18 protein-coding genes are annotated in these 18658 nt (G+C 66.5%); 12 read left to right on the top strand and 6 right to left on the bottom strand.

The features are described 5' to 3' along the window. Positions 1–29 precede the first annotated feature (29 nt). Positions 30–851: a ferredoxin--NADP reductase gene (locus tag GGR47_RS10370; RefSeq protein ID WP_043060734.1), complete on the bottom strand. Its 822-nt coding sequence runs from the start codon at positions 849–851 to the stop codon at positions 30–32. A 137-nt stretch (positions 852–988) separates the two neighbouring features. Between GGR47_RS10370 and uvrB the strand changes: the two genes are divergently transcribed. After that, positions 989–3184, top strand: a complete 2196-nt coding sequence (gene uvrB / locus GGR47_RS10365; protein ID WP_116461807.1) for an excinuclease ABC subunit UvrB — start codon at positions 989–991, stop codon at positions 3182–3184. Positions 3185–3283: 99 nt separating this feature from the next. Next, complete coding sequence (locus GGR47_RS10360) at positions 3284–4783, top strand: PQQ-dependent sugar dehydrogenase (RefSeq protein WP_183949536.1); 1500 nt, start codon at positions 3284–3286, stop codon at positions 4781–4783. A 15-nt stretch (positions 4784–4798) separates the two neighbouring features. Here GGR47_RS10360 and GGR47_RS10355 read toward each other — a convergent pair whose 3' ends face one another. Then, positions 4799–5176: a PRC-barrel domain-containing protein gene (locus GGR47_RS10355; protein ID WP_017979527.1), complete on the bottom strand. Its 378-nt coding sequence runs from the start codon at positions 5174–5176 to the stop codon at positions 4799–4801. Positions 5177–5279: 103 nt separating this feature from the next. Between GGR47_RS10355 and GGR47_RS10350 the strand changes: the two genes are divergently transcribed. Further along, positions 5280–5822, top strand: a complete 543-nt coding sequence (locus tag GGR47_RS10350) for a hypothetical protein (protein ID WP_147036212.1) — start codon at positions 5280–5282, stop codon at positions 5820–5822. Between the two features lie 365 nt (positions 5823–6187). On the opposite strand, the gene GGR47_RS10345 is transcribed toward GGR47_RS10350, so the two are convergent. Continuing rightward, positions 6188–6679, bottom strand: coding sequence for a GNAT family N-acetyltransferase (locus GGR47_RS10345; protein WP_147036213.1), 492 nt, complete (start codon positions 6677–6679; stop codon positions 6188–6190). Then, the gene (locus GGR47_RS10340; RefSeq protein ID WP_147036214.1) at positions 6676–7104 is read right to left on the bottom strand and encodes a hemerythrin domain-containing protein; all 429 of its coding nucleotides are present in this window, start codon (positions 7102–7104) and stop codon (positions 6676–6678) included. The genes GGR47_RS10345 and GGR47_RS10340 overlap by 4 nt, the downstream gene beginning before the upstream one ends. A gap of 142 nt (positions 7105–7246) precedes the next feature. Here GGR47_RS10340 and GGR47_RS10335 point away from each other — a divergent pair, with 142 nt between their 5' ends. From GGR47_RS10335 to GGR47_RS10320, 4 genes are read left to right on the top strand one after another with little or no spacing between them, the layout of a single operon-like run. Further along, a complete protein-coding gene (locus tag GGR47_RS10335; RefSeq protein ID WP_167509743.1) occupies positions 7247–7483 on the top strand; it encodes a helix-turn-helix transcriptional regulator in 237 nt (78 codons plus the stop codon). Beyond that, a complete protein-coding gene (locus GGR47_RS10330; RefSeq protein WP_147036215.1) occupies positions 7483–7995 on the top strand; it encodes a hypothetical protein in 513 nt (170 codons plus the stop codon). Before GGR47_RS10335 ends, GGR47_RS10330 begins: the two co-directional genes overlap by 1 nt. Then, complete coding sequence (locus tag GGR47_RS10325) at positions 7992–8498, top strand: hypothetical protein (RefSeq protein WP_147036216.1); 507 nt, start codon at positions 7992–7994, stop codon at positions 8496–8498. Before GGR47_RS10330 ends, GGR47_RS10325 begins: the two co-directional genes overlap by 4 nt. Next, positions 8495–9013: a hypothetical protein gene (locus GGR47_RS10320; protein ID WP_147036217.1), complete on the top strand. Its 519-nt coding sequence runs from the start codon at positions 8495–8497 to the stop codon at positions 9011–9013. The genes GGR47_RS10325 and GGR47_RS10320 overlap by 4 nt, the downstream gene beginning before the upstream one ends. Before the next feature lie 115 nt (positions 9014–9128). Here the strand turns inward: GGR47_RS10320 and GGR47_RS10315 are convergent, their stop codons facing one another. Next, entirely contained in the window at positions 9129–10661 is a 1533-nt protein-coding gene (locus GGR47_RS10315; protein ID WP_371859737.1) for a fumarate hydratase, read from the bottom strand. A 160-nt stretch (positions 10662–10821) separates the two neighbouring features. Here GGR47_RS10315 and GGR47_RS10310 point away from each other — a divergent pair, with 160 nt between their 5' ends. From GGR47_RS10310 to GGR47_RS10295, 4 genes are all read left to right on the top strand, one after another. Continuing rightward, positions 10822–13416, top strand: coding sequence for a putative bifunctional diguanylate cyclase/phosphodiesterase (locus GGR47_RS10310; protein ID WP_147036231.1), 2595 nt, complete (start codon positions 10822–10824; stop codon positions 13414–13416). A 150-nt stretch (positions 13417–13566) separates the two neighbouring features. Then, positions 13567–14304, top strand: coding sequence for a prolyl hydroxylase family protein (locus GGR47_RS10305; RefSeq protein ID WP_063685765.1), 738 nt, complete (start codon positions 13567–13569; stop codon positions 14302–14304). 13 nt (positions 14305–14317) lie between these two features. Next, on the top strand, positions 14318–14638 hold the full coding sequence (locus GGR47_RS10300; protein WP_147036218.1) for a hypothetical protein: 321 nt from the start codon (positions 14318–14320) through the stop codon (positions 14636–14638). 78 nt (positions 14639–14716) lie between these two features. Further along, positions 14717–15244 (top strand): P-loop NTPase family protein, encoded by a 528-nt coding sequence (locus tag GGR47_RS10295; RefSeq protein ID WP_147036219.1) that lies wholly within the window; start codon positions 14717–14719, stop codon positions 15242–15244. A gap of 56 nt (positions 15245–15300) precedes the next feature. On the opposite strand, the gene GGR47_RS10290 is transcribed toward GGR47_RS10295, so the two are convergent. Next, on the bottom strand, positions 15301–16233 hold the full coding sequence (locus GGR47_RS10290) for a protein-L-isoaspartate(D-aspartate) O-methyltransferase (protein WP_246342993.1): 933 nt from the start codon (positions 16231–16233) through the stop codon (positions 15301–15303). Between the two features lie 392 nt (positions 16234–16625). On the opposite strand from GGR47_RS10290, the gene GGR47_RS10285 reads away from it, so the two are divergent. After that, positions 16626–18536: a ribonucleoside-diphosphate reductase subunit alpha gene (locus tag GGR47_RS10285; protein WP_017979541.1), complete on the top strand. Its 1911-nt coding sequence runs from the start codon at positions 16626–16628 to the stop codon at positions 18534–18536. Positions 18537–18658: the final 122 nt, after the last annotated feature.

The following is an 18658-nucleotide window of genomic DNA, read 5'->3' as shown; positions in this document are numbered from 1 at the left end:
GCCGGCTCGGGCCGGCAGGGCGCTAGGGATCAGTCGACGAACGCGCGCTCGATCACATACGTCCCGGCCTTGGCGTTCGAGCCTTCCTCGAAGCCGATGCCGTCCAGCATCGCCGCCGTTTCGCGGATCATCGCCATCGACCCGCACAACATGATGCGGTCGGTTTCGGGATCGAGCTTCTTCGCGCCCTGCACCGGATCGCCGAACAGCGCCGCGCTCTCGATCAGGTCGCCGATGCGCCCCGTCGTGCGGAACGGCTCGCGCGTCACCGTCGGGATATAGTGGAATTGCGTCGCCGCTTCCTCCGACACCAACGGATCGTCGGCGAGGCGAGCCTGCAATTCGTCATGATAGGCCAGGTCGCTGACCTGCCGCACCGAATGGACCAGGATCACCTGGTCGAACATGCTGTACACGTCGGGGTCGCGCGCCAGGCTGAGGAACGGCGCAAGGCCGGTGCCGGTCGAGAAGAAGAACAGCCGCTTGCCGCCGATCAGCGCGTCGGTGACGAGCGTCCCCGTCGGCTTCTTCCCCATATACACTTCGTCGCCCGCCTCGATCAGCTGCAGCTTCGACGTCAGCGGTCCGTCCTCGACCTTGATCGACAGGAACTCCAATTCCTCGGCATAATGCGGGCTGGCGATCGAATAGGCGCGCATGATCGGCTTGGCGCCCTCGCCGTCACCGGGCAGGCCAATCATCACGAACTCGCCCGAGCGGAAGCGGAAGCTGGCCGGGCGCTCGACCGCGAAGCTGAACAGCCGGTCGTTCCAGTGGCGCACCCACAGCACCTTGACGTTGGCGAACGCCTTGGTTTCGGGGATCGTCTTCGGCGTGCGGGTATCGGTCATCGCGGGCAGGACTTCGGGTTGTTCGAGAAGCGTTCGCAATATGAAGCACGCGCCCCACGGTCAACCGAAGCAAAGCTTGTCGGGACCCTATCCGGACATTGCCGAGCCTTGCCCCCCACCCCATATCCGTTCCCGATATGGTCATCCAGATTCGCACCACCCTCGACGAGCCGGAAACCGGCCAGAGCTTCATCCCCCACCGCCCGGCGCGCCCCGACAAGGTGGAGGGCGGCCGCCCGTTCAAGCTGGTCAGCGAATATCAGCCGTCCGGCGACCAGCCGACCGCGATCGCCGAGCTGACCGCGACCGCGCGCGCGGGTGAGAAGGACCAAGTGCTGCTCGGCGTCACCGGCTCGGGCAAGACCTTTACCATGGCCAAGGTGATCGAGGAATTGCAGCGCCCCGCACTGATCCTCGCGCCCAACAAGATCCTGGCGGCGCAGCTCTACGGCGAGTTCAAAAGTTTCTTTCCAGAGAACGCCGTCGAATATTTCGTCAGCTATTACGATTATTATCAGCCCGAGGCGTACGTGCCGCGGTCGGACACGTATATCGAAAAGGAATCGTCGACCAACGAGTCGATCGACCGCATGCGCCATTCGGCGACGCGCTCGCTGCTCGAACGCGACGACGTCATCATCGTCGCCTCGGTCTCGTGCCTCTACGGTATCGGCTCGGTCGAAACCTATTCGGCGATGATCTTCGATCTGAAAAAAGGCACGACGGTCGACCAGCGCGAGATCGTGCGCAAGCTCGTCGCGCTTCAGTACAAGCGCAACGACGCCGCCTTCCAGCGCGGCAATTTCCGCGTGAAGGGCGACACGCTCGAAATCTTCCCGTCGCACTATGAAGACAGTGCGTGGCGGATCAGCTTCTTCGGCGACGACATCGAAGAGATCACCGAATTCGATCCGCTGACCGGCAAGAAGGTCGCCTCGCTCAACAGCGTGCGAGTCTACGCTAACAGCCACTATGTCACTCCCGGGCCGACGCTCAAGCAGGCGGGCGAGGCGATCAAGCACGAACTGTCCGAACGGCTGAAGGAACTGATCGCAGAAGGGAAACTGCTCGAAGCCCAGCGCCTCGAACAGCGCACGAACTTCGATCTCGAAATGATCGCGGCGACCGGCAGCTGCGCCGGCATCGAGAATTACAGCCGCTTCCTCACTGGCCGCCTGCCCGGCGAACCGCCGCCCACCTTGTTCGAATATCTCCCCGAAAACGCCGTGCTATTCGTCGACGAAAGCCACCAGACCGTGCCGCAGATCGGTGCGATGGCGCGCGGCGACCATCGCCGGAAGATCACGCTCGCCGAATATGGCTTCCGCCTGCCCTCGTGCATCGACAACCGCCCGCTACGCTTCAACGAATGGGACGCGATGCGCCCCCAGACGGTCAGCGTCTCGGCGACGCCCGGCAATTGGGAGATGGAACAGACCGGCGGCGTCTTCGCTGAGCAGGTCATCCGCCCGACCGGCCTGATCGACCCGCCCGTCGAAATCCGCCCGGTCGAGGAACAGGTGCAGGACCTGATCCAGGAGTGCAAGGCGACCACCGCCAAGGGCTATCGCACGCTGGTGACGACGCTCACCAAGCGCATGTCCGAGGACCTCACCGAATATATGCACGAAGCGGGTATCAAGGTCCGCTACATGCACTCGGACGTCGAGACGCTGGAGCGTATCGAGCTGATCCGCGACCTGCGCCTCGGCGTCTACGACGTCCTCATCGGCATCAACCTTCTGCGCGAAGGCCTCGACATTCCCGAATGCGGGCTGGTCGCGATCCTCGACGCCGACAAGGAAGGCTTCCTCCGCTCCGAAACCTCGCTGATCCAGACCATCGGCCGCGCCGCGCGCAACGTCGATGGCCGCGTGATCCTCTACGCCGACCGCATCACCGGCTCGATGGAGCGGGCGATGAACGAGACGCAGCGCCGTCGCGAGAAGCAGGAAGCGTATAATGCCGAACACGGCATCACGCCGACGACGATCCGCCGCAACATCGGCGACATCATCGCGCACGTCAGCCAGGGCGATCAGGTCACCGTCCCCATCGACGAAGACCGCCCCCACATGGTCGGCCACAACCTGCGCGCCTATATCGAGGACCTCGAACGGCAGATGCGCAAGGCTGCCGCGGACCTCGAATTCGAAACCGCCGGCCGCCTGCGCGACGAAATCCGCCAACTCGAAAACGAAGAACTCGGCCTTCCCGTACACGAACAGAAGGCCCCGATCATGGGCCGCAGCAACGAAGGCAAACCGGGAACGCGCAAAACGCGGTACGGCAAGGAACAGAAAATGCGGATGGGTGGTCGCCGGGGGCGGTAATCTCGCCGCCGCGGCCCTCGGCGAAAATTCTTGTCGAATTGTTCTAGGACAACAGCCTGCTCCGCCTTACAGTCGAAAGACTTAGGGGGGAGTGTTTGCGTGACGGATCGTAGTTCGGCCGGCAATGCCGGGAAGAAGTCTTTGAAATTGCTTCTACGACTGTCGACGCTCAGCGGCGCCTTGGGATTGGCGGCATGCGGCGGCGGGAATGGCGGGGGCGGGAATGGCGGGGGCGGGACGACACCGATCGCCAATCGTCCGCCGACGTTCACCTCGGTGACCACTGCCAGCGTCACCGAAAATTTCGCCGGGTCGTTCTATCAGGCGGCAGCCACCGATCCGGATAACAATGCGATCACCTATTCGATCAGCGGCGGCAGCGATGCCGCACGCTTCGTCTTGGACGGCGATCGCCTGCGCTTTGCCACCGCACCGAATTACGATCTGCCGACCGACAGCGACGAGGACAATGTCTATCTCGTCCAGATCACCGCCAGCGACGGTCAGGCCACGACGACGCTCGATCTGCGTGTAACGGTTACCAACGACCGCGAAGGCGTCGTCGTCCGCCGCATCGGCACCGGCTTCGATCGCCCGGTCGGGTTCGTCTCCATTCCCGGCGACACGCGCGTCTTCGTGCCCGAACGCGGCGGGCGCATCTTCCTGTTCGATCCCACCAACGGCACCAAGACGCTCTTTCTGACGGTCAATGTCTCGACCGCCGGCGAAGGCGGCGTCGCCGCGATCGCGCCGATGGCGGACTATGCGAAGTCGGGGCAGTTCGTCGTGCTGTACACCGCGAGCAACGGGGCGTTGATAGCAGCGATCGGCCAGCGGTCCGGTATCTTCGGTTCGCCGGCATTGACGTCCGAGACGGTGTTGTTTGCGGCCATGCCCGCCGGCGCAAGTGCCACGGGCACCGCCCAGCTCGCTGCGGACGGCAAACTCTATATCGCCACCAGCGACGCCATCGGCGCCACCGATCCCGCCTTGGGCAGCCAGTCCGCGACGTCGGCGTTCGGCAAACTGTATGTCGTCGAGCGCAACCCCGATCCCTTTGCCGGGGTCAGCCCGCAATATTTCCTCACCCGCCGCATCGCCAGCGGCCTCCGCTATCCGCGTGGCACCACGTTGCTGGATGGCCGCTTGCTGCTCGCCGATCGCGGCGGCGACAGCCGGCATGAGGTCGACCTGATCGACCCTACCGCCGGCAGCAATTTCGGCTGGCCCTATAAGGAAGGTACAATCACCGTGCGCAGTGGCGCGCCGGCCGGCTTGGTCGATCCCGCGCTGGAATATCGCTTCGGGACGGGACCCGGCATGGGCACCGGCATCGTCGGCGGGGTCGTCTATCGCGGCGCCATTGCCAGCCTGTCGGGCCAATATGTCTTTGCCGATCGCAGCGGCGCTATTTTCGCGACGAGTGCGGCGAAGCTGGGCGGCACGCTCGTCACCGCCAGCACGATCGAGCGGCGGCGGGCCGATTTTGCGCCGGACGTGGGGACGCTGAACGAACCCACGGCGATCAACGCCGATGCCAGCGGCACCCTCTATATCGTCGATGCCGGTGGCGATATTTTCCGGGTGGATGCGGGCTGAGCGCCCGCATCCCGCTCACCCCGCGGCAAGATTCTCGCTGCCGACGCCGTAGTAGCTCGCGACGCGATCGGCGTAGGCCTGGTCGAACACGGGGGCGTTGTTGGCCCAGCTCGGGCCGCCTTCCAGGATGCGGCGGTCGATGGTGATGACGTACAGGTCGCGGACGGGATCGAACTGCAACAGGCCGAACGGCACCGGGTAGAAGCTCTTGCCCATCCCCAGGAACCCGCCGAGGCTCAGCACGGCGTGCGTCGTGCGGCCCGATCCCTTGTGGACCATCAGCGCATAGACCGCGCCCACCTGATCCCCGTCGCGGCTTTCGACCTTCAGCGAATGGGCGATATTGGCCTGCGCGAGCAGCTGGGTGGTGGCGGTCTGCGTGTCGGTGGACATCGAAAAGCTCCTGTTTCGTGCCGGGTGAACCGCCTTGTGGCCGCGCCGGTTCCATGTTCACGCGCCTTGAGCGCGCCTGCCGCTTCCCCCATAAGCCCCGCCTATGCGCCGTTTCGCCTTCAATCCTGCCTCCGGTCTCGCCATCGCCCTGTTCGCCGCACTCGGTGCCTGCGTGCCCCAGCCGATCGCGCCGCCGGCCACACCGACGCCCGTGCCCGTTCGCCCGCAGCCTGCGCCCGTCTCGGCGCCGCGCGGCAGCGACTGGCGCGACTGGCCGCTGACGCCGGGCACCTGGACCTATCGCCGCGATGCGCGCGGCAGCCTGGCGCTGTTCGGGATGGCAGGCAGCGACGCGTTGGTGACGCTGCGCTGCGACCTGTCGGGCCGCCAGATCTTCCTGTCGCGCGCCGGCAGCGTGCTCGCACCGGTGACGATCCGTACCACCAGCACCACGCGCGCCCTGGCGATGCGCCCGACCGGCGGCACACCGCCATATGTCGCGACCACGCTCGCGCCCAACGACAGCCTGCTTGACGCGATGGGCTTCAGCCGCGGACGGTTCGTGGTGGAGCAGCCCGGCAGCGGCACGTTGGTCCTGCCCGCCTGGGCGGAGATCGAGCGCGTGACCGAGGATTGCCGGCGCTAGCCCAAAGGCCCGGGGCCAAGGGGCGCGATGCTCGTGCAAAACGCGTTGCATTACAAGTCTTGCATGTGGCCGCGGCGATGCGCACATTGCCGGTGTGGCGGGGGTCCCCGGCACATGGCTATCACAGGCGAAAGGAGGTGATCCGATGTCTCATGGTTCAGCAGTGGGGTCGGTTCAGTTCGTTCGGGGGACTGGCTTCTAACACCCGATACGGCGGCACCGGGGGGTATCCTCCCCCAATCAACGATGCCGTCATGGGTTGAAGAGGCCTCATGGTCTCCCGGGCTGGAGCTCTCCGGCCGCTGACCATGTTTGGGGGGTGTCGGGTCGCCGGGAGGCGTCCGGCACCCTCTTCTCATTTCGGGCTACAGGAAGCGGTGCATTATCAAAGCATCGACCGGGCCCAGCCGAGGATGGTCGAACGCCTCGGGCACCCGCCCGACGATCGCAAAGCCCAGCGCCTGCCACAGGTTCGCCGCGACCGTGTTGCTGGCGAGCACGAAATTGAATTGCATCGCCCGAAAGCCCGCGGCCCGCGCCGCGTCGAACGAATGCTCCGCCATCGCCCGCGCGACGCCCTGCCCCCGCGCCGCTTCGGCCGTGACATAGCCCGCATTGGCGACATGCGCGCCGCCGCCCGCCTGATTGGCTTGAATGTAATAACTGCCTAGCAGCACGCCATCGCGCTCGGCCACGAACACGTGATGCGCCGCCGCGAACCAATGGTCCGCGATGGCCGCCGGGGTCATGTCGCGCGGCAGGGCATAGGCCTCGCCCAAGGCGATCACAGGCGCGAGCATCACGACGGTGCCCGCCACGTCGTCGGGGTTTGCCGCGCGGATCGTCGGCGCCGTCACGCCGCTGTCCGGTGCGACGGGGTCTCCTCGATCAGCGTGTAGAGCATTGTCTCCTCCCCTCCGATCCGACGCAGCAGCTGCTGCAGGATCTGCCGCGTGGCGGCCCCGAAGGCAATCCAGTCGTCCGCGATCCGCTCCGCCGGCCAGGCCGCGATATAGGCGCGGTAGCGGTCGGCCAGCGCCCCCATCTCCGCCGCGAAACGCGTCGCGACCTCCGCCGCGCGCGGGTCCCGCCCTGCGCGCAACCGGGGATAGAGCAACGCATCCTCCTTCGCGAGGTGCGCCAGCAGCTTGCGGGTCAACAGCCAGCGCGCCTTTCCCAAACGCGACGGATCGCAATGCGGCGCCGCCACGCAGGCCAGCAGCGCTGCGGCCAGCTCGCGCAACTCGTCATGTTCGGCGGAGAGCGTCTTCCTGCTCAGCATGGCCATCCCCCACAGATTCGACGTAGTATCAAATACTAAGCCGCCTCGGTTTCCGCCGGGTAAATATGGGGCATTGTTACGTTCCATAGCGGCGCCAGAACGAACCGTTGTGTAAACACAACAGATCGTGCAGAATGGACGCATGCACAACCGCATCGCCCTGTTTCGGAACGACCGCAACGTGTCGCGACGCGAGCTGGCGGAGGCGGTCGGCGTCAATCCGCAGACGATCGGCTATCTCGAACGCGGCGACTACAACCCCAGCCTGGAATTGGGTCTGAAGATCGCCGCCTATTTTGACGTGCCGGTCGAGCTGATCTTCTCGCTCGCCCCCTTCCCCTCGCTCACCGACGCGCTGCGCCGGGCCGGAGACGCCTGATGGGCTATGACAGTCGCCGCTGGACGGGGCGTTATGCGCCGGGCGAGATGCCGCCGGAGTTTGCCGGTGGCCGGCCCTATCGGCGTTGTTCTTTGCGATGGTGGCTGATGGCCGCCGTGGTCGTCAGCCTTGGCCTAGCTCTCGTCCAGTTCTGGGTGCCGGGCGACCAAAGAACCGGCCTGCCAATCGGATGGTTCGTCGTCATCGGCATCATGAACATGGGCTCGGGCCGCTCACCCTTCGCCAAGGGAGGCTGGATGCAAGACTCGTACGATGAGTTCGAACGCGCGGCCCTGATGCGCGCGACACAGCGCGCCTATTGGATCGTCACATTGCTCGGTGCCGGCGCGTTCGGCTGGTGCGCACTCGCCACGTCCTACGGCTGGCCGATGCCGCACCGCTGGGGCGACTGGGCGGTCTGGGGCCTCGCGCTTGTCGCCACCGCCTCCAACCTGCCCACCCTGTTCGCCGAATGGGCGATCCCGTTTCCCGATTCCGAGGACGCCGCATGAGCTACCGCGACGGCTACGACATCCGCAAATGGCAGGCGAATGAGATCAAGCAGCGTCCGCGTCGATACTGGGTTCGCTGGGGCATGAGCGCTGGCCTCCTGTTCGTCCTCACGATTCCCGTCCTCGCGATGGTCGGCGCCTATGATCGCGGCACCACGCTGCCGAACGTCATGCCGATGAGCATGCTGCTGCTCATCACCTCGCTCCAGTCCCCTTTCACGCGCGAGGCGTGGGTGAGTCCGGCCGGTTTTGCGACCTTCGACGAGTTCGAACGTACCGCGCTGTCGGACGCGATGCGCCGCGCCTATCTGATCGACATCCTCGCCGTCAGCATGCTGTTCATCTGGCTGATGCTCGCCAGCCGTCTCGGCTGGCCGATGCCGGTGACTACCAGCCAATGGGGCGCGATCGGCTATGCCACGGTGATGACCATGCTGACGCTCCCCGTCCTCTTCGCCGAATTCATGGTGCCGATGCCCGACCCGGAGGATGAGCCGCTGTGACCGACAAAACGACCCTTCAGCGCCTCGACGCGCTCGTCGGCTGGACCGGCATTCCGGCGCTGTCGCAGCACCCGCCCCGCCGCCGCCCCTTGCGCTGGCCCGCAACGATCGCGCTGGTCCTGGCCTTCGCCGGCATCGCCCTGTCGCTCACCCGCGGCATGCAGACGCCGCTCGCGCTCGCCGGCTATGGCATCGAGATGCTGGGCTTCATGGTCGGCATGATCGTCAAGATCGTCGGCCCGCTGAAACCGTATGGCGGTGTCGAAAAGGCCGACGAATGGGACCGCGCGGTTCGCGCCCGCGCCTATCTGTCGACCTTCGCCGTCTTCGCGATCACGACGATGCTCGCGCTGTTCGCGCTGATGGCCGGCCTCGCCTTGGACTGGCCCAAGCCTGCGCTGATGCAGGGGGCAGCGCAGACGCTATTCCTGCTCTTCACCATCCTCAACGCCACCCCAGCCGCCCAAGCGAGCTGGGCGGTCCGCTGGCAGCAGGACGACGATCAGGCGGGGTGACATCTCCTCATCCGTCATTGCGAGCGCAGCGAAGCAATAACGAACGTGAAGTGGCGCGCCGGAACCGCACAAGCCCAGAAGCAGCGGCCTCAGCCGTGTGACGCCGGCGTCTGCCTCACGCCGGCGTCAGCAGCCCTTCCTTCGCGATCTTCTCGCGCCACACCAGCGGCGCGAGCTGGTGGACGTTGTTGCCCTCGCTATCCACCGCAACGGTGACGGGGAAGTCGCTGACCTCGAATTCGTAGATCGCTTCCATCCCCAGGTCCTCGAACCCGACGACCTTGCTGCCCTTGATCGCACGCGCCACCAGATAGGCGGCGCCGCCGACCGCCATCAGATAGGCGCTCTTCGCCTCGCGGATCGCATCGGTCGCGGCGGGGCCGCGCTCCGCCTTGCCGACGCAGGCGAGCAGGCCTTGATCCAGCATCATGCGCATGAACTTGTCCATGCGGGTGGCAGTGGTGGGGCCGGCGGGGCCGACCACTTCCTCACCGACCGGATCGACCGGGCCGACGTAATAGATCACGCGGCCTTTGAACTCGACCGGAAGCTCCTCGCCCTTCGCCAGCATGTCGGCAATGCGCTTGTGCGCGGCGTCGCGGCCCGTCAGCATTTTGCCGTTGAGCAGCAGCCGGTCGCCCTGCTTCCACGACTGCACCACCTCCGGCGTCAGCGTGTCGAGGTCGACGCGGATCGCGGCCTTGTCGGGCGTCCAGTTGACGTCGGGCCATTCGCTGAGCTTCGGCGCCTCCAGATAAGCCGGGCCGCTGCCATTGAGCGTGAAATGCGCATGGCGGGTCGCGGCGCAATTCGGGATCATCGCCACCGGCTTGCCCGCCGCATGGCAGGGCGCGTCCTTGATCTTGACGTCGAGGATGGTCGACAGGCCACCCAGCCCCTGCGCGCCGATGCCCAGCGCATTGACCTTGTCGAAAATCTCGATGCGCAGCGCCTCGATATCGTTCTTCGGCCCGCGCGCCTTCAACGGCCCCATGTCGATCGGCTCCATCAGCGCCTGCTTGGCGAGCAGCACGCAATGCTCCGCAGTGCCGCCGATGCCGATGCCCAGCATCCCCGGCGGGCACCAGCCCGCGCCCATCTGCGGCAGCATCTCGATCACCCAGTCGACGATCGAATCGCTGGGGTTCATCATCTTGAACTTCGACTTGTTCTCACTGCCGCCGCCCTTGGCCGCGACATCGACCGAAACGGTCGCGCCCGGCACCATCTCGACATGCAGCACGCACGGCGTGTTGTCGCGGGTGTTGCGGCGGGTGAAGGCGGGGTCGGCGAGCACGCTGGCGCGCAGCTTGTTTTCAGGATGCAGGTACGCCCGGCGCACGCCCTCGTCGATCACCTCCTGCATCGATCGGCTGTTGTCGTCCAGACGGCAGTCCATGCCCCATTTGACGAAGACGTTGACGATGCCGGTGTCCTGGCAGATCGGGCGATGCCCCTCGGCGCACATGCGGCTGTTGGTCAGGATCTGCGCGATCGCATCCTTGGCGGCCGGGCTCTGTTCGGCGTCATAGGCGTCGCCCAGAGCGCGGATGTAATCCATCGGGTGATAGTAACTGATGAATTGCAGGGCGTCGGCGACGCTGTCGATCAGGTCGGCGGCGCGGATGGTCACGGGCAGGCTAGTCACGGGCGAAAGCTCCTTCGGGAAACAGCCTTTACCCCCCGGCTGCGCCCCCGCCAAGCATCGCCGCGATACGGCCGCTTCGGGCCCCTTTGCAGGGATTTATCAAGGATCGGGGGGGTATTCGGGTCGTATGAATCGCATGACCCGACCTCAACCTCTCGATATGCGGGGACCGGACGCGTCGGCGATGACGATTCTGGGCGTGCGCTACGACAGCCCGGACTATGTCGTCGTGTCGCTCGGGCAGCGGCTCGGCATGGTCGCGACGCTGTGGCCGCTGGCCTGTGCGTCGCTCGCCGCAATGTCCGTGCTGCTGGGCGTCGGCGCCCATGCGACGGGCCTCTCCCTGCCCTTCGTCATCGCCATCCTGCTGATGATCGCAAGCGCCAGCGTGCTGTGGTTCGCCGCGTTCGGGCAGCATAGCGATCGCTGGCCGGTGTTCCAGCGCGTGCGCGTCACCGGGGTCGCCGCGCTCTCCATCGGTGGCGCGCTCGCCGTGCTCGCCGCCGATCTGCCGCCCGGGTCGTTTGCCATCGTCTGCTGGGTCAGCATCGCGGCGACGATCGCGCTGGTCGCCCTCGCGCTCCAGCCGATCCGCATCGCCACGCTGTCGCTGGCGGTCGGCTTTTCGCTGATGCCGGCCGCGGCGGGTCATATCCTCGCCACGCTCGCCGCGCTCCCCTTCGTCATCGCCTTCGGCTTTGTGATCGTGCGCCTCGCCCGGATCGATGCGCGCACCGCTTATGATCACATGATCGACAGCGGCAACGGCCGCCTCGCGCTCAAGATGATCGCCGAATTCGAAGATCACGGCACCGGCTGGTTCTGGGAAAGCGACCGGCAGGGCCGGCTGACCTATCTGTCGCGCAAGGTCGCCGACGATCTGGTCCAGAACGGCCAGCCGCATCCGATCGGCCAGTTCCTCACCGACGTCTTCCGCATGGATGGCGCCGCGATCGGGACCGAGCGCACGCTCGCCTTCCATCTGTCGTCGCGTACCGCCTTTGCCGATTACATGATCTGCGGCGCGGGCGACGCGCCGGAGGTTGCCGAACGCTGGTGGTCGATGTCCGGCCGGCCGATGATCGACGATCTCGGCCGCTTCGGCGGCTTCATCGGTTCGGGCAGCGACCTCACCGAAAAGCGGCGTTCGGATGCCGAGATCACGCGCCTCGCCCTGTTCGACAGCCTGACCGGCCTCGCCAACCGTCAGCGCATGCGCCACAGCCTCGACAAGACGCTGCAGCAGCAGGCGATCACGCACAGCCCCGCCGCGCTGTTCCTGATGGACCTCGACCGGTTCAAGGCGGTCAACGACACCTTGGGCCATCAGGCGGGCGACGAGCTGCTCAAACAGGTCGCGCAGCGCCTGCAACGGATCGTCGGCGATGCCGGCCTCGTCGGGCGCCTCGGCGGCGACGAATTCCAGGTCCTGCTGCCCGGCAACGACCGCCGCGACGCGCTCGCGCTTCTCGCGCGCGATCTCATCGCCGGCCTGTCGCAGCCCTATTTCGTCGCCGCCACGTCGGTGACGATCGGCTGTTCGATCGGCATCGCGATCGCGCCGCAGGACGGCAAGGATGCCGAGGCGCTGATCCGCAACGCCGACCTCGCGCTCTATGCCGCCAAGGCGGACGGGCGCGGCGTCCACCGTTTCTATTCCGACGACATGCTGGCCGGCGCGAAGAGCCGCAAGGCGCTCGAAGACGACATGCGCCTCGCGCTGACCGAGGGCGGCTTCGTCCTCCACTATCAGCCCGTCGTGTCGACCAAGGACGCCAAGATCGTCGGCTATGAAGCGCTGATCCGTTGGCACCATCCGGTCCGCGGGCCGATCTCGCCGGCCGATTTCATCCCGGTTGCCGAGGAATGCGGACTGATCGAGCCCTTGGGCGAATGGGTGTTGCGCACCGCCTGCGCCGATGCCGCGCGCTGGCCGGGGGACGTGCGCGTCGCGGTCAACGTTTCGCCGATCCAGTTCGGCAATCCCGCCTTCCCCGCGCTCGTCACCTCCGCGCTCGCGCATAGCGGCCTGCCCGCGCGCCGCCTGGAATTGGAGATCACCGAAGGCGTGTTCCTCGCCGGCTCGGGCTCGACCGATGCGATGTTCAAGGCGCTGAAGGCGATCGGCGTCCGCCTGGCTTTGGACGATTTCGGCACCGGCTATTCCAGTCTCGGCTATCTGCGCACCGCGCCGTTCGACAAGATCAAGATCGACCAGAGCTTCGTGCGCGGCGCCGCCGCGCCGGGCAACCGCAACGCCGCGATCATCCGCGCGATCGTCTCGCTCGCCGAGACGCTGGGCATGGAGACGACCGCGGAGGGCGTCGAGATCCAGGACGAGATCGATCTGGTCCGCGATCTGGGCTGCAGCCACATCCAGGGCTATGTCTATGGCCGCGGCGTGCCCGCCGCCGACGTCATGGCGCAGCTCGGCGAAGCCGCACCCGCCCACCCCGTCGGCCGCCGCATCAGTCGCGCGCCGCGCACGCGCATGCTGCGCTCCGCCCGGATCGAAATCGGCCGCAAGCAGGGCGACGTGCGCATCCGCAACATGTCGAGCAGCGGCGCGCTGATCGACGGCATCACTATCGATGGCGAAGCGGTGGGCGTCGACGTGATGCTCGAAGTGGCGGAGGACATGATGGTCGCCGCGCGCATCGCCTGGGCGCATGACGGCCGCGCCGGCATTGCCTTCAACGAACGCATCGACCTCGACCGGCTCAGCACTCTACCGAACCGCCTGCGCCACGGCTGACCCGACGTCACCCCGGCCGCGCGCGCCACAGTCGCACCCAGCGCCGCCGCCCTCACGCCCTCCCGGCGTTAAACGCGCATTTACCATCACCCGCTAACCCGGTCCGCACCCGCCGGCATTCCGCCGACCGGGTGGCAGGAACCGCCCTCGATGAGCATGCACGCGCCGATCGACATCACCACGCTCGGTCTCGACGAAGCCGCCATCCACGCCATGCGCTTCGCGGGCGGGGTCGAACTGCACAATCCCTACATCGACCTCGTCATGGCGCGCGGCTTCCTCAACGCGGACGAATGCGCGCTGATGTGTACGATGATCGATGCCAACCGCCAGCGGTCGCGCGTCGCCGATGGCGTGTCGCAGATGCGCACCAGCGAAACATGCGCGTTCGATGTCGACGAACCGCTCATCCAGTTGCTCGACCTGCGCATCTCGCTGTTTCTCGGCGTCGGTCCGCAATTTGGCGAGAGCGTGCAGGGTCAGCGCTATGCCGTCGGCCAGGAATTCCGCAGCCACGCCGATTATTTCAAATCGACCGATCCCGAAGACACCTCCCACTTGCGGCGCTGCGGCCAGCGCACCTGGACCGCGATGATCTATCTCAACGAACCAGAGGCGGGCGGCGAGACCTATTTCCACCATCTCGACCACGATTTCGTGCCCGAAATGGGCACCATGTTGTGCTGGAACAACATCGACGCCGAAGGCAAGCCCAACCCTTACACGGTCCATCAGGGCAAGCCGGTGATCGCCGGCACCAAGTACATCATCACCAAGTGGTTCCGCGAGCGCCCCTGGAACAGCCCGCTGCCCACGCCGGCGCCGGTAGCGCCCCCCGCCGTCGACAGCTCGGTCCGCGCGATGCGCGCGCTGAAGGGCCGCCGCTGACACGGGCGCGCCGGTGCTGCTCGCCCTCCTCCTCGCCCAGCTCGCCACCGCGCCCGCCGCGCCGCCGCAACCGGACATAGAGGTCACCGGCCGCCACCTCTCGCGCCTGCGCCTGTCGCTCGACCTCGACGGCGGCGTGCTGAAGGCCTGCCGCATCACCGTCTCCAGCGGCGACGCGCTCATCGACGCGCAGGCCTGCCCCGCCGCCCGCACCTGCGTCGCGCAGCGGCCGCGGACCAGTACCGCCCTGCTCGCCTGCATCGACCAGCGCATCGGCGCCGCGGTGCGGGCGCATGATGCCATGCCGGGCAGCATCAACGACGCGGAGCGTTAAGTCCCGATCCCCCTCCATCATCCATTGTGAAGCCCCACCCGCAGGCATAGTACATTCCGCGAGGAGCTATGCTGCGCCATGACGCTGACCGAGCTGGGCACACGCATCTGCATCATGGGGCCGTCGAACAGCGGCAAGTCGACGCTCGCGCAGGCGATTGCGAAGGCCCGCGACATGCAGGTGGTCCACCTCGATCAGCTCCACCATCTCCCGCACACCGATTGGGTGCCACGACCGCCAGCCGAGTTCGCGGCGCTCCATGATGCCGCGATCGCCGGCGACCGCTGGGTGATGGACGGCAATTACTCGCGGCTGCTCCCGCAACGCCTGCAACGGGCGACCGGCGTCATCCTGCTCGACGTTCCGACGACGACCAGCCTGTATCGATACATCCGACGCTGCTGGTTCGAGCGCGACCGCCGCGGCGGGCTGGAAGGCGGTCGCGACAGCGTAAAATGGGACATGATCCGGCACATCGCCATCGCCACCCGAGCCAACCGGACCCGCTACCGCACCCTGTTCGACGGCATCACCCTGCCCAAGATACAGATCGCGTCCACCGCAGCGCTGACCGCCTTCTACCGCGCCAACGGCTTGCGGCGGTAAGGTCGCAACCGTCATTTGACGGACGGCGGGGTCAGCGCAAACCGACGACGCCCCCCTCAGACCACCCCCACGATCGGCGCGCGGAAGCACAGCGGGATCGACCGGTCGGTCAGCGCGCGGAGCGCGAACGGGGGAACGCGGCCGCCGGTGAAGGGGACGAACAGCGCCGGGCCCAGCCGGCAGCGATCCAGCGTACCGTCAGCGCGCTTGGTCATGCGCAACAATTGCGTGCTCGTGTCGGACGGGCCGATGGGCATGACGATGCGGCCGCCGACCTTCAGTTGATCGACCAGCGGTTGCGGCACCGCGGTGGCGCTGGCGGCGACGACGATCCCGTCGAAGGGCGCCTGCTCCGGCCAGCCGAGGAAGCCGTCGCCGGCCCGCACGGTGACGGTGGCATAGCCCATCCGGCGCAGGCGCGCGGCCGCCGTGCGGGCGAGCGGCGCGACGATCTCGACCGAGGCGACGCGCGCCGCGACCGTCGCGAGCACCGCCGCCTGGTAGCCCGATCCCGTGCCGATATCGAGCACATGGGCGCTGCGATCCGCAGGCAGGTCCAGCGCCGCGGTCATCACCGCGACGACATAGGGATCGGAGATCGTCTGGCCGTGGCCGATGTCCTGCGGCAGGTCGACATAGGCCGCCGCGCGTCCCCTGGCGTCGACGAAGTCCTCGCGCGGGATCGTGCCGATCGCCGCTAGCGCGCGCGCCAGGGCCGGCGTGTCCGCCGCCGGATCGTTGCTGCGAATGTCGGCACGGATGTCGGCGACCATCGCCGCGCGCTGCTGCGCCGGGGTCTGGTGCGCACGCGCCTTGGCCAGCAGGCTTAGCATATCGACCCCCGCCACCGGTCGCGACGCACAGCCGGCGAGCGTCAGGGCGGAGAGGACGAGGGCGAGGGACGAACGACGGCGCATCGCCGCGGCTTCGACGGTATCCCGGGCCGCCGCAACGAAACTTTCGTTCATGTTTGGCGGACGGGACGACATGGGTTGAATCGCGTCCGAATTGGCCTCTTCGGCCGCTAAAAAAATTTTCATGCCGCCACTCGCCGCTTGCACTTTCCGGAAGCCGCGGAAGTCCACGCGTCGCGGCCCCTCGACCGGCCCGCCGCGCCCCGTTCGCACCGGAACCCCACGGCTGCCGCGTCATTAAGCCTCTTGCCCGCGGCGACGCTTTGCCACAATTTGTGGGGGTTGCGTTCGGGGGTGAACCCAATCGCTGGTAGAGATCGATGGCGGCATCCCGTGCCGGATTCGCCATGGGGCACAATGCGGCCGTGAACCGCGACCCCTTTTTGTTCTCACCATCGGGGCGCCCGGGTGATATGCTGTGCATGTCGCCCCGAGTCGAACATGTATGGAACAAGGGACGGTAATCGATGGATTTCAGGGACACGCAGGGTGAGGCCATGACCGATACGATCGACGCCACCGTCGCCGCCGAGGCGCCCGCCGCAGAGGCGAATGGCGGCAGCAAGGCGATCCACGCCCGCCCCTATCCCGTCGAGGTCGACCATAGCCGCGACGCGCTGCTGACCGATTTCGGCAAGGAAACGCTGAACGATCGCTACCTGCTGCCGGGCGAAAGCTATCAGGACCTCTTCGTCCGCGTCGCCTCGGCCTATGCCGACGATGCCGCGCACGCGCAGCGCCTGTATGACTATATCAGCCGCTTGTGGTTCATGCCCGCGACGCCGGTGCTGTCGAACGGCGGCACGGGGCGCGGCCTGCCGATCAGCTGCTACCTCAATTCGGTGCCCGACAGTCTGAACGGCATCGTCGACACCTGGAACGAGAACGTCTGGCTCGCATCGCGCGGCGGCGGCATCGGCACCTATTGGGGCAGCGTGCGCGGCATCGGCGAACCCGTCGGCCTCAACGGCAAGACCAGCGGCATCATCCCCTTCGTCCGCGTGATGGACAGCCTGACGCTCGCGATTTCGCAAGGGTCGCTGCGCCGCGGTTCGGCCGCCTGCTACCTCGACGTCAGCCATCCGGAGATCGAGGAATTCCTCGAAATCCGCAAACCCAGCGGCGACTTCAACCGCAAGGCGCTGAACCTACACCACGGCGTGCTGCTGACCGACGCCTTCATGGAAGCGGTGCGCGACGGCCGCGAATGGAATCTGCTCAGCCCCAAGGACGGCACCGTCCGCGCGACGCTCGACGCGCGCTCGCTGTTCCAGAAGCTGGTCGAAACCCGCCTGCAGACGGGTGAGCCGTACATCGTCTTCGCTGATCACGTGAACAAGGCGATGCCCAAGCATCACCGCGACCTGGGCCTCAAGGTCTCGACGTCGAACCTGTGCTCGGAAATCACGCTGCCGACCGGCCGCGACCATCTCGGCAACGATCGCACCGCGGTGTGCTGCCTGTCGTCGCTCAACCTCGAAACGTGGGACGAGTGGAAGGACGACAAGGTCTTCATCGAAGACGTGATGCGCTTCCTCGACAACGTGCTGCAGGATTACATCGACCGCCACGAACCGGGCATGGAACGCGCCGCCTATAGCGCCGCACGCGAACGCTCGGTCGGCCTCGGCGTCATGGGTTTCCACTCCTTCCTCCAGGCGCGCGGCCTGCCGTTCGAAGGCGCGATGGCGAAGAGCTGGAACCTGCGCATCTTCAAGCACATCAGCGCGCAGGTGAACCAGGCGTCGATGACGCTCGCCGCCGAGCGCGGGCCTTGCCCCGACGCCGCCGACGTCGGCGTGATGGAGCGGTTCAGCTGCAAGATGGCGATCGCGCCGACCGCGTCGATCAGCATCATCTGCGGCGGCACCAGCGCCTGCATCGAGCCGATCCCGGCGAACATCTACACGCACAAGACGCTGTCGGGCAGCTTCTCGGTCAAGAACCCGTATCTGGAAAAGCTGCTCAAGGAGAAATCCAAGAACAGCGACGCGGTGTGGAATTCGATCCTCGAACACGGCGGTTCGGTCCAGCACCTCGACTTCCTGTCGGTGGAAGAGAAGGACTGCTACAAGACCAGCTTCGAAATCGACCAGCGCTGGCTGCTCGAACTCGCCGGCGACCGCACGCCCTATATCGATCAGGCGCAGTCGCTGAACCTGTTCATCCCGGCGGACGTCGAGAAGTGGGACCTCCTGATGCTCCACTTCCGCGCCTGGGAGCTCGGCATCAAGTCGCTCTACTATCTGCGCTCGAAGAGCGTGCAGCGCGCGGGCTTCGCTGGATCGGGCGGCGTGGAAGCGGACAACACCATCGCCGCGCCGAAGTTCGAGATCGGCGAGACGACGGACTATGACGAGTGCCTGGCGTGTCAGTGAGGTGTGGGCGGCTTCGGATGGCGTAAGCCATTCGAAGACTCGCCACGGCGGGCAGCAGCGTCGGCATGAGCCGACGATGTCTGACGGCGTGGGGTAGCCGGCGAAGGGCTGCCCTCACCCTC

It is taken from the genome of Sphingomonas aquatilis (assembly GCF_014196115.1).
Taxonomy (GTDB): Bacteria; Pseudomonadota; Alphaproteobacteria; order Sphingomonadales; family Sphingomonadaceae; genus Sphingomonas; species Sphingomonas aquatilis.
The sequence above is the reverse complement of the archived record's forward strand: the minus strand, read 5'-3'. Positions and strand labels throughout refer to the sequence as shown.

Coding starts and splice junctions, on each gene's coding strand:
- GGR47_RS10355 (WP_017979527.1), bottom strand. CDS start 5,176: ATGTCCACCGACACGCAGACCGCCACCACCCAGCTGCTCGCGCAGGCC.
- GGR47_RS10290 (WP_246342993.1), bottom strand. CDS start 16,233: ATGTCGTCCCGTCCGCCAAACATGAACGAAAGTTTCGTTGCGGCGGCC.
- GGR47_RS10285 (WP_017979541.1), top strand. CDS start 16,626: ATGGATTTCAGGGACACGCAGGGTGAGGCCATGACCGATACGATCGAC.
- GGR47_RS10330 (WP_147036215.1), top strand. CDS start 7,483: ATGGGCTATGACAGTCGCCGCTGGACGGGGCGTTATGCGCCGGGCGAG.
- GGR47_RS10295 (WP_147036219.1), top strand. CDS start 14,717: ATGACGCTGACCGAGCTGGGCACACGCATCTGCATCATGGGGCCGTCG.
- GGR47_RS10335 (WP_167509743.1), top strand. CDS start 7,247: ATGCACAACCGCATCGCCCTGTTTCGGAACGACCGCAACGTGTCGCGA.
- GGR47_RS10340 (WP_147036214.1), bottom strand. CDS start 7,104: ATGCTGAGCAGGAAGACGCTCTCCGCCGAACATGACGAGTTGCGCGAG.
- uvrB (WP_116461807.1), top strand. CDS start 989: ATGGTCATCCAGATTCGCACCACCCTCGACGAGCCGGAAACCGGCCAG.
- GGR47_RS10350 (WP_147036212.1), top strand. CDS start 5,280: ATGCGCCGTTTCGCCTTCAATCCTGCCTCCGGTCTCGCCATCGCCCTG.
- GGR47_RS10310 (WP_147036231.1), top strand. CDS start 10,822: ATGCGGGGACCGGACGCGTCGGCGATGACGATTCTGGGCGTGCGCTAC.
- GGR47_RS10305 (WP_063685765.1), top strand. CDS start 13,567: ATGAGCATGCACGCGCCGATCGACATCACCACGCTCGGTCTCGACGAA.
- GGR47_RS10325 (WP_147036216.1), top strand. CDS start 7,992: ATGAGCTACCGCGACGGCTACGACATCCGCAAATGGCAGGCGAATGAG.
- GGR47_RS10370 (WP_043060734.1), bottom strand. CDS start 851: ATGACCGATACCCGCACGCCGAAGACGATCCCCGAAACCAAGGCGTTC.